This is a genomic window from Kribbella sp. CA-253562, assembly GCF_050942265.1.
In the GTDB taxonomy this organism is placed as follows: Bacteria; Actinomycetota; Actinomycetes; order Propionibacteriales; family Kribbellaceae; genus Kribbella.
The window spans coordinates 1302105-1314191 of record NZ_CP192049.1 but is presented as its reverse complement, the minus strand read 5'-3'; the positions used below and the strand labels follow the sequence as shown (position 1 = coordinate 1314191).

The window sequence follows — 12087 nt, the reverse complement described above, 5'->3', positions numbered from 1 at the left end:
CATCACGGCTGCTTCACGATGTCCCAGGTGGTAGCACATCCGGGTTGATGCCCAGTGCGGTGAATCGCTTGGCGAGGTCATCGACCCAGGCTGACGGTGTTCGGTGATCCGGCAGTGGGACGCCTGCTTCACTGCGCCAAAGTGCATCGCTGAGCGCCGTGCGCAGATGCCAGGCCATCACACGCTCAGCTACCAGTTCGCGGCCGGTGATCTGCCGGTAGTGGCGCATGGTGGCGGTCAATAACTCGATGCCCGGACCCGTTCCGGGGAAAGTCCGCAGGTCGTACTCGGCGTCGGCGAGTCCGGCAGTTTCGAAATCGAGGACTACGCGAAGTTCTCCGCCGTCCCAGACCTGATTGCCGCCATGCAGATCACCGTGCACCAGGACACTCCGTTGCCGCGTCGCCAGTACCTCGTCCGCCCAGTCGCACCACCGCATGACAGCGGCACGCTGATCCGGACGAACCCATTTCCCGAACCCCGCGCGCACAGTGTCGGTCGCTACAGGTTGCAGCGATACGGACGGAACGTCACCGACGACGGATTCGACGCGCTCCAGGGTCTGCGGATGGTTCAACTCCGCCATGAAGTGGGCCAACTGGCGACCCACATCGTCCCGGTCAAGCGAATCCACGACGTCGAATAGTGCCTTGCCCGGCACCAGCCTGGTCACCAAGAGCACTGGATCGGTGCTGCTGGCAACGACGTCCGGCAGAAACGGAATCGCCGGTTCGCGCGCCAACGCCTCCAGCACGGCGATCTCGTACGCCAGCCGGAGCGCGGCAGGACGTGACCACGCGAACTTTGCGACGAATCGCTCGCCCACGACCGCACTCGCTGACCACCACAAGGGGTCATCCTCGCTCGCCGACTCCCGAACGGCGATCGAGTCGTCGCCCAGCGCGGGCGCGACCTGCCTCAGCGCCTCGGCGATCGCTGCGGGCGATCCCTCATCCAACCACCTCACGGCCGAGACACTCTGTCACATCCCGCCGAAGCGGAGCGGAACCGCGAGGCTCGATCCAGCCTATCCACTACATGGCGGGGCGGCTCCACGGTCCTCATGATCGCCGAGGTTACATGGAGGGCGGGCCCGGGCCGGCGGAGCAGCTTGTCGATCGCGAGGGACTGGTCCCGTCAGCTTCATGGTTCTGCCGACGACCTCAAGGACCTGATCCGCGGTATCGGCCCACCATCAGTACCCCAGGCGCGCAGGCCATCGGTTGACTTGTTCAGTGAAGGTAGCCGTCCCACTTCAACTCATAGCGGGATCCGCCTGGCATTCCGTGCTCGCCAGGCAACTGCTCGACGGCTTTGGCGAGTTCGAGCAGGACCGGCCCTGTGAGTTCGGGCGACAAGTTGCCCACAGCCACAGTGTGCCCCTGTGGCGCGGCTCGGTCCCGCTCAGGTGGATGACAGCACGGCAACAGCCTTGGCCGCCGTCACAGGGCGCTGAGATTCCATCACGGCCGGTCAGTCCCCTTCGTTGGTGGAGGCGATGGCAGAGACGGCGCTGGCGATGATGCTGTTGATGGTGTCGGGCGCGGTTGCGGATGATGGGCAGCCGGCGTCGAGCCAAGCGATGACGGCCTCGACGGCGATCGTGGGGATCAGGTCGGCGGCCCATCGCAGCCGTTCCTGGTCGTGGATGACTTGCTCGAGGTAGGGGTGCGCGGTGGCCTTCATCGCGGCGCGGAGCTCGTCGGCGTGCCGGCGAAACTCCGGTTCCTGGCCGGATTGGCGGAAGAACAGCCGGAACCCGTCGGGGTTGTCCTGTGCCGCGGCGACCAGCCCTTGCAAGCTGTTCGCGGTGGCGTGGTCGGGGTGGCCGGTGGCGGTGCGGAGCTGGTCGCTGACGTCGGCCAGGACGGCTTCGTACAGCTGGGTCTTGGACTCGAAGTGTCTGTAGATGAGGACCCGGCTGACGCCTGCTTCGGCGGCGACGTCGTCGAGGCTGGTGGACGCGTAGCCGCCGCGGGCGAAGGCGCGCGCCGCGGCCTGGATGAGTGCGCGGCGGCGTTCGGGCCGCTTCATCAGCTTGCCTTCGGGCGGTGCCTTGGTCACCGGCTCAACTCCTCAACTGTTTACAGCAGTGTTGACACTTTCCTGTTAACACCTCATCGTAGTCGCCATGAGCAGACAGAGGTCGCATCCGGTGTTCGCGCGGGTCTATTCCCGGCTGCGGCCCCTGATGGATCGCCAAGGCGCCGCCGAACACCGCACCCGGCTGCTGGCCGGGACCGCCGGGCGGGTCGTCGAGGTCGGTGCAGGTGAGGGAGCCAACTTCGCGCACTACCCGCCGACCGTGACCGAGGTCGTGGCGATCGAGCCGGACCCGTATCTGCGCGCGCAGGCCGCCCACCGTGCCGCGGACGGCAAGCTCCGAGTCGAGGTGGTCGAGGGCACGGCGGAGCGTCTGCCGGTTGAGGACGGTTCGGCTGATGTGGTGGTGATGTGTCTGGTGCTGTGCTCGGTCACCGACCAGGCCGCCGCGCTGGCGGAGGCGTTGCGGGTGCTGCGGCCCGGTGGTGAGCTGCGGTTCTACGAGCACGTCGCCGCAGCGCCGGACCGGCGGTTGGCCCGGGTGCAGCGCATCGCAGACGCGACCGTGTGGCCGTGGCTGATGGGTGGCTGCCATGTCGGCCGCGACACCGCGGCGGCGATCACGGCCGCCGGGTTCGTGATCGAGGAGCTCGACCGGTTCGACTTCCCGCCGGGACAGCCGTCTCCGGCCGCGCCGCACATGCTCGGCAGGGCTGTCCGGGAGCCGGCGGCATGACCGCCGCGATCGAGGTCCGCGGGTTGTCGAAGTCGTTCGGTCCGGTGCGGGCCGTCGACGACCTGAGGTTCTGCGTCGAGCCGGGCACGGTGACCGGGTTCCTGGGGCCGAACGGCGCGGGCAAAACGACCACGCTACGGATGCTGCTCGGGCTGATCCGCCCCGATCGGGGCAGCGCCACCATCGCCGGCGCCGCCTATGGCGACATAGCCCGACCTTTGACAGTAGTCGGTGCGGCGCTGGACGCGGCCGGGTTCCATCCGGCACGGACGGGTCGCGCGCACCTGCGGGTGTACTGCACTGTCAGCGGCTTCGCGCCGCAACGAGCCGACGAGGTCCTGGAACTGGTGGGGCTGGCTGCGGCCGGTGGGCGGCGTATCGGTGGCTATTCGCTGGGAATGCGGCAGCGCCTCGCGCTGGCCGTGGCGATGCTCGGCGACCCGCAGGTCCTGGTGCTCGACGAGCCGGCCAACGGCTTGGATCCCGAAGGCATTGTGTGGATGCGGCGGCTGCTGCGCGACCTCGCCGCCCAGGGCAGGACGGTGCTGGTGTCCAGCCACGTCCTGACCGAGATGCAGCAACTGGTCGACCACGTCGTGATCATCGACAAGGGCCGCCTTCGCTTCCAGGGACCGGTCACCGAACTGGCCGGGTCGCAGGCCCCGGTGGTCGAAGTTCGCACCAGCCAGCGCGAACAGCTGCACGCCGTACTGGCCGCACACGACGGCGTCGACGTCGAGGCCGACGGCACCGACCGGCTGCTGATCAGCGGCTCGGACGCGGCTGCAGTCGGGCATGCCGCGTTCGCTGCCGGCGTGGAACTGCACTGGCTGTCCGAGCAGACCGGTGACCTGGAGCGGCTGTTCTTCACCTTGACCTCGGGCGTCGGCGCGCACGGCGATCGCAGTAGCAACGCTTCGGAGGTAGGGGTCTGATGACGCATCTGATTCGGGGCGAAGTCGCCAAGCTGCTGTCCACCCGGCTTTGGCTGTGGTTGCTGCTGGCCACCATGGCGCTGACGGCGCTGTTCGCGAGTCTGAACATCGCGTTCAACGACGACCCCGACACCCTCGCCCCGCCGCTGGCCACCGCGGCCGGGCAGCGGCTGTTGTTCGGTACCGCGGCCGGCGGAGCGCAGACCCTGGTCGCGGTTCTGGCCGCGATCGGCATGACGAGTGAGTACCGGCACCGTACCGCCATCACGACTTTTCTCGCCACGCCCCACCGGGCGCAGGTCGTGGCGGCCAAACTCATCACCTACGCGTTGACCGGCGCCGGATACGGGCTCGCGTGCGTCGCCGTGGTGACCGCGATCGCGTGGCCTTGGCTCAGTGCCCGCGGTATCGATCCGACGCTGACCGGCAACGGGATCCCGGCCACCGTGGCCGGTGTCGTCGTCGCTGTCACGGCGTTCGCCGTTCTTGGCGTGGGTCTCGGTGCGTTGCTGCGCGACCAGGTCGCCGCGGTGGTGGGCCTGCTGGTCTACCTGTTCGTGGCCGAACCGATCGTCACCCGCATCTCCGCGCTGCAGGAGTGGACGGTGTATCTGCCAGGTCCGTCAGCCAGTGCGCTGACGCAGATCACGCTGACCGATCAGGACTTCCTGCAGCCCTGGCAAGGCGGCTTGGCGCTGGCGGCGTACGGGCTGGTCGTCGCCGCGGCTGGGCTGTGGCGCACCACCCGCCTCGATCTGACCTGACCAGGCCGACCAGCCGTGCTCAACTGCCGGAGCCCGCACCGTCCGGGCCCGAATGGCTGGTGGAGTTGGGCGCGACGACCGGCAGGCCTGCGGCCTGCCAGGCGTTGAATCCGCCGATCACGTCGGTGCTGCGGTGCAGGCCGATCCGGCGCAGCGAGTTGGCGGCCAGGCTGGAGGAGTAGCCGCCTTCGCACAGCACGATCCACCGAATGTTCGCGTTGACGGCTTCGGGGATCCGCGCAGCGCTGGTGGGATCGAGGCGCCATTCGAGGTGGTTTCGTTCGATGACGAGCGCACCGGGGATCTCACCGGCGTCACGTCGCTGGAACTCCGGTCGGGTGTCGACGATGAACGTGTCGTTGTCGCGGCTGGCCGAGTAGGCCTCGGCAGGCTCCAGCCGGGTCAGGTCGGCGCGGACCTGACTCAACGTCTCGTCGATGCCCATGCCACCTCACTCCTCAGGTCGTGTGCGGGTCAGCTCGCGACCGGGAGATCGGCCAGACGCCACTCGAGCATCCCATCGCTCAGCCGCGCCGCGGACAGGCCCTCGGCGGTAAGTGTGCGGACGGCTTCGTGGGCCATCACGCAGTACGAGCCGCGGCAGTACGCGACGATCGTCGTACCGGCTGGCAGCTCGGCCAGCCGGTCGGCGAGCTCGTCGACCGGGATCGACACCGCGCCGGGGATGTGGCCTGCGGTGTACTCCTCGCCGGGGCGGACGTCGACGACCGTGACGTCGCCGGCCTCCAGCCGGCGCAGCAGTTCGTCGCGGGTCACCTCGGCGATGTCGTCGCTGCCGAGATAGGCGCGGCGAGCCCGATCGACCTCGGCCAGGTGCGCCGAGGCGACGTCACGCAACTGCGCCCACAGCGCCGCGACATCGCCTCCGGCCAGCCGGTAGTAGACCTTCGTGCCTTCCTTGCGCCCTGCAACGAGCCCGGCCTGCCGCAGCAGCTGCAGGTGATTGGACGCAGTCGTCAACCCCAGGCCGGCCCGGCCCGCGAGCACCTCGACCGATCTCTCGCCTTGGGCCAACAGGTCCAGGAGTTCGAGCCGCTTGGCGCTGCCCAACGCCTTGCCGACCTGTGCGAACTGCTCGAACAGTGCTGCCTTGGCCGCCGGATCACCCATTGACATTCCTCCAAAGATTCATGGAATAGTGTAGGAGTGGATGGTGAACTGAGCAAGATGATCGTCGCCGTAGTCGACGAAGGGCTGGGCAACTCCTCGTATCTGGTCGACCTGGGCGATGGGCGGGCGCTAGCGGTTGACCCGTGCCTGGATCTGCGGGCGCTGCGGGCGCAAGCCGAGCGGCGCGGCCTGACGGTGGCGTTCGCCGCCGACACCCACCTTCACGCCGACTTCCTGTCCGGTGCGGTCCAGCTCGCCGCGCTCGACGGAGCGCGGCTGCTGGCATCGGCCACGGGTGGACGGGAGTTCACCCATGACCGGCTGGCCGACGGTGACGAGGTCGATCTCGGCGGCCTGACGTTGCGGGCGTTGGCGACACCGGGCCACACCGGTGAGCACCTGTCGTTCGAGCTGCTCGACGGAGCCGATCTGCTGGGAGTGTTTACCGGCGGGTCGCTGATCGTCGGCGGCGCCGCGCGCACCGACCTCGCTGGAGCGGATCAGACCGAACAGCTGACCCGGTTGCAGTACCGGTCGCTGCGGCGACTCGCGCAACTGCCGGACGCGACCCCGGTCCTCCCCACCCATGGGGCCGGGTCGTTCTGCTCCGCGCCGAACGGCGGTGACCGGACCTCGACGATCGGACGGGAAAAGCAGGCGAACCCGCTGCTGCGGTCGCTGGACGAGGACACGTTCGTCGAGCAGCTGCTCGCCGGGCTGGGAAGCTTCCCGCCGTACTTCCTGCAACTGCCCGAAGCCAACCGCCGCGGCCCCTCCCTCGTCGCCGAGCAACTGCGCGTGCCGGCACTGTCGTCCGACCAGTTCAAGGCCGCGATCGCCAGCGGGGCGGTGTTGGTCGACGTGCGCCCGATCCACGACTTCGCCACCGGGCACATCCCGGGCGCGGTATCTATCGCTCTGCGCGCCCAGTTCGCGTCATGGCTGGGCTGGCTGCTCGAGCCCGGCACGGAATACATGGTGGTGCGCAACGCCGACCAGGACCTGGACGATCTGGCCTGGCAGGCGGTGAAGATCGGATTCGGTCTCCCGCGAGGCGAACTGGCCGGCGGGATGGCCGGCTGGAGCGGGCAGACCACCACGACACCGCTGCTGAAGCCAGAGCAGGCCACCGGTGTCCCGGTGCTCGACGTGCGCCAGGCCAGCGAGTTCCACTCCGGCCACGCCCCGAGCGCGCAGCATGTCGAACTCGGAATGTTGCGCGAGCACGCCAGGGCCGTCGACCCCGGTCCGATGGTGGTCATGTGCGGGCACGGTGAACGGGCGATGACCGGCGCCAGCCTGCTGCAGCGCGCGGGCCACCGCGAAGTGCGGGTCCTCGACGGCGGCCCGGACGAGCTCGCCGCCGCCATCGGCCAGGCGTTGGCATGACGACGTCGGCGAAGAGCCCGCAGCTGGGGTTGCGCGCCAACCTGGCCCAGTTCGTGCTGCTGGTCGCGGTCAACGCCTTGGTCGGCGGCATGCTCGGCCAGGAACGGATCGTGCTGCCGCTGCTGTCCGAGCAGACGTTCGGCCTCACCAAGTACACCGGGGCGCTTACCTTCATCCTCGCCTTCGGTGCGGTGAAGGCCGCGACGAACTTCTTCGCCGGCACCTGGTCGGACCGCTACGGCCGCAAACCGGTCCTGGTGGCCGGGTGGCTGATCGGGCTGCCGGTCCCGCTGATGCTGATCTGGGCACCGAACTGGGGCTGGGTGATCGCCGCCAACGTGCTGCTCGGCATCAACCAGGGACTGACCTGGTCGACCACCGTCATCATGAAGATCGACCTCGTCGGCCCGGCCCGGCGCGGCCTGGCGATGGGGCTGAACGAAGCCGCCGGCTACCTGGCTGTCGCGGCCACCGCGATGGCCACCGGATACCTGGCCGACGCCTACGGGCTGCGCCCGGCACCGTTCCTGCTCGGTGCCGCGTTCGCCGCCCTCGGCCTCGGGCTGTCCACGCTGGCCGTACGGGAGACCCGGGGCCACGCCGACCACGAAGCCGCGCGGGCCACCCCCGACGGCGCGGTGTCGACCGGCCAGGTGTTCAAGCAGACCAGCTTCACCGAACCCGCCCTGGCCTCGGCATCGCAAGCCGGGCTGGTGAACAACCTCAACGACGGCATGGCCTGGGGCCTGTTCCCGATCCTGTTCGCCGCCCACGGCCTGTCGGTGGCGCGGATCGGTCTGCTCGGCGCGCTGTATCCGGCGGTCTGGGGCTTCGGCCAGCTCGCCACCGGCGCTCTGTCCGACCGGTGGGGACGCAAGTGGCTGATCGCGACCGGCATGCTGCTGCAAGCCGGCGCGCTGGCGCTCGTGGCCGCCGGCGAAACGTTCGGCCAATGGATCGTCGCGGTGACCCTGCTCGGTCTCGGAACCGCGATGGTCTACCCGACGCTGCTCGCCACGATCGGCGACGTCGCACACCCGGCCTGGCGAGCCCGCGCGGTCGGCGTCTACCGGCTGTGGCGCGACGGAGGCTTCGCCGCCGGTGCCCTGCTCGCCGGCGTCGTCGCCGATCTGTGGGGTATCCCGGCGGCGGTCTGGACCGTCGCCGCCCTGACCGCTTTGTCCGGCCTGATCGTGGCCACCCGCATGTACGAGACGCACCCGAGGAGCAACCGGTGATTCATCCCGGCCTGACCGACGGACCGATCTACCTGGACTACAACGCCACCACACCAGTCGACCCGCGCGTGGTCGACGCGATGCTGCCCCACCTCATCACCGGTTTCGGCAACCCCTCCAGCAGCTACTCCTACGGCACCGACGCCAAGGAAGGCCTGGCGACCGCCCGGACACAAGTCGCCACACTCATCGGTGCCCGGCCGGACGAGATCGTGTTCACCGGCTCGGGATCCGAAGCCAACCTGCTGGCACTGCGCGGAGTAGTACTTGCCTCCCCGCAGCCGCGGCGTCACGTGATCACCCAGGCCACCGAACACCCCGCCGTTCTCGAGACCTGCCGCGCGCTGGACCGGCTGCACGGCGTACGGGTCACCGTCTTGCCGGTTGACTCCGAAGGCCTGCTCGATCCGGCGGACCTGGCCGCGTCACTGGACGAGGACACCGCGCTCGTGTCCGTGGCCGCAGCGAACAACGAGACGGGCACCCTGCAACCGATCACGGAGCTCGCCGAGCTGGCTCACCGCGCCGGCGCGGTGTTCCATACTGACGCGGCCCAGGCCGCCGGGAAGATCCCGCTCGCGATCGACGAGCTCGGCGTGGACCTGCTCACCGTCGTCGGTCACAAGATGTACGCGCCCAAGGGCATCGCCGCGCTGTACGTCCGCGACGGCGTCCAGCTGGAACCGGTCGTCTACGGCGGCGGTCAGGAACGCGGCCTGCGGTCCGGCACCGAGAACGTCGCACTCGCTGTCGCGCTCGGCGTCGCCGCGCAGCTCGCCACCGACGACCTCGCCAGTGGCTGTGGCTCTCGACTCGCCGACCTGCGCGACCTCCTTTACCAGCGACTGCGTGACGCGCTGCCGGGGCGGGTCCATCTCAACGGCGCCGAGCGCGCCCGGCTGCCCAACACCTTGAACGTCAGCATCGAGCAGGCCCTGAGCCACGAACTCCTCACTGCCACCAGCGGTCTTGCTGCCTCGACCGGGTCGGCGTGCCACAGCGGGACCCACACCCCATCGCCGGTGCTGACCGCCATGGGCCTGGACCGCGAACGCGCGCTCGCAGCCGTCCGGATCTCGCTTGGCCGCTGGACCACACCCGGCGACATCGAGACCGCGGTAGCCGAGCTGATCAAAGCGGCTGCCGCCCAGTAACGACCAACCCCGACCCACCCGACCGAAGACCAGGAGCGGCATGACCGACACCACCGAGCACGGCCTGTCCACCCGAAGCGTGCACGCCGGCGAAACCCGCGACCCGCAAGGAGCGATCCACACTCCTCTCTACACGCACTCGACGTTCGCGTTCGACAGCACCGCGGATCTCCTCGACGTCGTCGAAGGCCGCACCCCGGGCAACCTCTACACCCGCTACGGCCTCAACCCCACCATCCGCTCGGTCGAGGCCAAACTGGCCGACCTCGAAGGCGGCGAACAAGCCCTGGCGTTCTCGTCCGGGATGGCAGCCGAAGCAGCCACCTTCCTGGCCCACACCCGCACCGGCGAACACATCGTGTGCATCGGCGACGTCTACGGTGGCACCTTCGAACTCCTCGGCGACAACCTTCCCCAGCTCGGCATCACCACAACGTTCCTGCGCGCCGACGAAGTCGCCCGGCTGCCCGACGTACTGACCGACACCACCCGCATCGTGTTCTTCGAAACGCCGTCCAACCCGACCTTGGACCTGTTCGACATCGCCGCCATCTCTGCCCAAACCCGGGCGGCCGGCGCGCTGACCGTGGTCGACAACACCTTCGCCACACCGGTCAACCAGAACCCGCTCGAGCACGGCGCCGACCTGGTCATCCATTCGGCCACCAAGTACCTCGGCGGTCACTCGGACCTGACCGCCGGCACCCTGATCGGGCCAGCCGAACTGCTCGCCCCAGTGGCGATGTGGCGCAAGAACCTCGGCCAGGTCATCGCCGCCGAGACCGCCTCTCTCCTGGCCCGCTCCATCCGCTCCCTCCCCGTCCGGGTGCGCGCCCAAAACGACACCGCCGCCGCCGCCGCGGCGTTCCTGGCCAACCACCCGCGCGTCAGCCGGGTCAACTACCCAGGCCTGGCCACCGGGGACGCGAAACGGATCTTCGACACCCAGATGCGCGGCGGTGGAGGCATGCTCAGCGCCGTCCTCGACGCCACCGGAGACCAAACCGCGGCCGTCGTCGACCGGCTGCGGCTGTTCGCCATCGCTCCCAGCCTCGGCGGCGTCGAGGCCCTGATCACCCAACCGATCACCACCACCCACCACGGCGTCGCGCCCGACGAGCGCGCCAAGCGCGGCATCGCCGACAGCATGATCCGCCTGTCCGTCGGCCTCGAAGACGCCGACGACCTCATCGGCGACCTCGCCCAGGCCCTCGACGGCGCCTGACCCGTCCCGGACCCGGCGCCAGCCTCCATGGCGCCGGGTCGACCTTCTCTCGACTCCGGCCCACTCATCGGAAAGAACTCGCCCGTGACGAGCACCTCCCCTGCCACCAACAGCGACCTGACGCCTCAGCCCGACGCGCAGCGCCGCATCCTGACCGTCCTGGTCACCTCCCAGGTCCTCAGTGGCGCCGGCCTGGCCGCCGGCGTGACCGTCGGGGCCCTGCTCGCGCAAGACATGCTCGGTTCCACCGATCTCGCGGGACTTCCCAGCGCGTTGTTCACCGCAGGTTCTGCCCTGGCCGCCGTCGCGGTGGGCCGGATCTCCCACGCGCGCGGCCGCCGCCCCGGCCTGGCCGCCGGATACCTCACTGGCGCCATCGGCAGCGCCGGTGTCATCGCTGCGGCCGTCGCCGACAACCCGATCCTGCTGTTCCTCGCTCTGTTCGTCTACGGAGCCGGCACCGCCACCAATCTCCAAGCCCGCTACGCCGGCGCCGACCTCGCCGCCCCCGCCCACCGGGGCCGCGCGGTGTCCACCGTCCTGGTCGCCACCACCCTCGGCGGCGTTCTCGGACCAAACCTGGCCGCTCCCACCGGGACATTCGCCGCCGGCCTGGGCATCCCCGCCCTGGCCGGACCCTTCCTCCTCGCGGGCGTCGCTTACGCGGCCGCCGCGCTCGTCCTCGCCGTCTGGCTGCGCCCCGACCCGCTGCTGCTTGCCCGAAGCCTCGACCTTCAGCAGCGCGCCGCCCCCAACAGCACCGACGACACCGCGGCCGTGACGCCCAGGCCCGGGCTGATGCTTGGCGCACTGACGATGATCCTCACCCAACTCGTCATGGTCGCCATCATGACGATGACCCCCGTGCACATGCACGACCACGGGCACGGGACAGCCGCCGCCGGATTCGTCATCGCCATCCACATCGGCGCCATGTACCTGCCGTCGCCGCTCACCGGCTGGCTCGTCGACCGCTACGGCCGCACCACCATCGCCGCAGCCTCCGGCATCACCCTGCTCGCGGCCGGCGTGACCGCAGCCGCCGCGCCCGCGGACTCCGTAGCGCTGCTCGCCCTCGCGCTCGCTCTGCTCGGGCTGGGCTGGAACTTCGGGCTCATCTCCGGCACCGCGATGATCACCGACGCCGTGCCACTAGCCACACGCGCCAAAACCCAAGGCCTGATCGACGTCTCCATCGCCATCGCCGGCGCCAGCGGCGGCCTCGCGTCCGGCATCGTCGTCTCCGCCACCAGCTACGCCCTGCTCGCCCTCATCGGTGGCTCGCTGTCCCTCGCGCTGCTCCCCGTCATCGCCACCACAGCACGCAACCGGTGAACCTCGACCCAGCCAGCGAGCCAGGCCTCACCGTCGACGGCACCGGCCTGCTCTGCATCACCCTCCTGCTGAGCCTACGTGCAGCCATCAACCAAACCGTGCCAGGAACTCTCGTTCACGTCATCGCGACCGACCCC

Annotated in this window: 13 protein-coding genes; 8 read left to right on the top strand and 5 right to left on the bottom strand. The window is 69.6% G+C overall.

Features of this window, described 5'->3' with window-relative positions; translation table 11 throughout:
• Positions 1-13: 13 nt before the first annotated feature.
• From ACQPXM_RS06390 to ACQPXM_RS06380, 3 genes are all read right to left on the bottom strand, one after another.
• Positions 14-967 carry a phosphotransferase family protein gene (locus ACQPXM_RS06390; RefSeq protein ID WP_432945750.1) on the bottom strand — a complete coding sequence of 318 codons (954 nt, stop codon included), beginning with the start codon at positions 965-967 and terminating at the stop codon, positions 14-16.
• Positions 968-1232: 265 nt separating this feature from the next.
• Entirely contained in the window at positions 1233-1367 is a 135-nt protein-coding gene (locus ACQPXM_RS06385) for a hypothetical protein (RefSeq protein ID WP_432945748.1), read from the bottom strand.
• Between the two features lie 106 nt (positions 1368-1473).
• Positions 1474-2064, bottom strand: coding sequence for a TetR/AcrR family transcriptional regulator (locus ACQPXM_RS06380; protein ID WP_432945746.1), 591 nt, complete (start codon positions 2062-2064; stop codon positions 1474-1476).
• Positions 2065-2131: 67 nt separating this feature from the next.
• Here ACQPXM_RS06380 and ACQPXM_RS06375 point away from each other — a divergent pair, with 67 nt between their 5' ends.
• The 3 genes from ACQPXM_RS06375 to ACQPXM_RS06365 are packed head-to-tail and all read left to right on the top strand — an operon-like array spanning position 2132 to position 4478.
• Positions 2132-2779 (top strand): class I SAM-dependent methyltransferase, encoded by a 648-nt coding sequence (locus tag ACQPXM_RS06375; RefSeq protein ID WP_432945744.1) that lies wholly within the window; start codon positions 2132-2134, stop codon positions 2777-2779.
• Positions 2776-3714, top strand: coding sequence for an ABC transporter ATP-binding protein (locus ACQPXM_RS06370; RefSeq protein WP_432945742.1), 939 nt, complete (start codon positions 2776-2778; stop codon positions 3712-3714). Before ACQPXM_RS06375 ends, ACQPXM_RS06370 begins: the two co-directional genes overlap by 4 nt.
• Positions 3714-4478: a hypothetical protein gene (locus tag ACQPXM_RS06365; protein WP_432945740.1), complete on the top strand. Its 765-nt coding sequence runs from the start codon at positions 3714-3716 to the stop codon at positions 4476-4478. The genes ACQPXM_RS06370 and ACQPXM_RS06365 overlap by 1 nt, the downstream gene beginning before the upstream one ends.
• Before the next feature lie 19 nt (positions 4479-4497).
• On the opposite strand, the gene ACQPXM_RS06360 is transcribed toward ACQPXM_RS06365, so the two are convergent.
• The gene (locus ACQPXM_RS06360) at positions 4498-4923 is read right to left on the bottom strand and encodes a rhodanese-like domain-containing protein (RefSeq protein ID WP_432945738.1); all 426 of its coding nucleotides are present in this window, start codon (positions 4921-4923) and stop codon (positions 4498-4500) included.
• A 29-nt stretch (positions 4924-4952) separates the two neighbouring features.
• The gene (locus ACQPXM_RS06355; RefSeq protein ID WP_432945736.1) at positions 4953-5609 is read right to left on the bottom strand and encodes an ArsR/SmtB family transcription factor; all 657 of its coding nucleotides are present in this window, start codon (positions 5607-5609) and stop codon (positions 4953-4955) included.
• Between the two features lie 57 nt (positions 5610-5666).
• Here ACQPXM_RS06355 and ACQPXM_RS06350 point away from each other — a divergent pair, with 57 nt between their 5' ends.
• The 5 genes from ACQPXM_RS06350 to ACQPXM_RS06330 all read left to right on the top strand — a co-directional run bounded on the left by ACQPXM_RS06350 (position 5667) and on the right by ACQPXM_RS06330 (position 11950).
• Positions 5667-6998, top strand: coding sequence for an MBL fold metallo-hydrolase (locus ACQPXM_RS06350; RefSeq protein WP_432945734.1), 1332 nt, complete (start codon positions 5667-5669; stop codon positions 6996-6998).
• Positions 6995-8236, top strand: a complete 1242-nt coding sequence (locus tag ACQPXM_RS06345; RefSeq protein WP_432945732.1) for an MFS transporter — start codon at positions 6995-6997, stop codon at positions 8234-8236. Before ACQPXM_RS06350 ends, ACQPXM_RS06345 begins: the two co-directional genes overlap by 4 nt.
• A complete protein-coding gene (locus ACQPXM_RS06340) occupies positions 8233-9390 on the top strand; it encodes a cysteine desulfurase family protein (protein ID WP_432945730.1) in 1158 nt (385 codons plus the stop codon). Before ACQPXM_RS06345 ends, ACQPXM_RS06340 begins: the two co-directional genes overlap by 4 nt.
• A gap of 40 nt (positions 9391-9430) precedes the next feature.
• Positions 9431-10615: a trans-sulfuration enzyme family protein gene (locus ACQPXM_RS06335; RefSeq protein WP_432945728.1), complete on the top strand. Its 1185-nt coding sequence runs from the start codon at positions 9431-9433 to the stop codon at positions 10613-10615.
• A gap of 84 nt (positions 10616-10699) precedes the next feature.
• Positions 10700-11950 (top strand): MFS transporter, encoded by a 1251-nt coding sequence (locus tag ACQPXM_RS06330; protein WP_432945726.1) that lies wholly within the window; start codon positions 10700-10702, stop codon positions 11948-11950.
• Positions 11951-12087 lie beyond the last annotated feature (137 nt).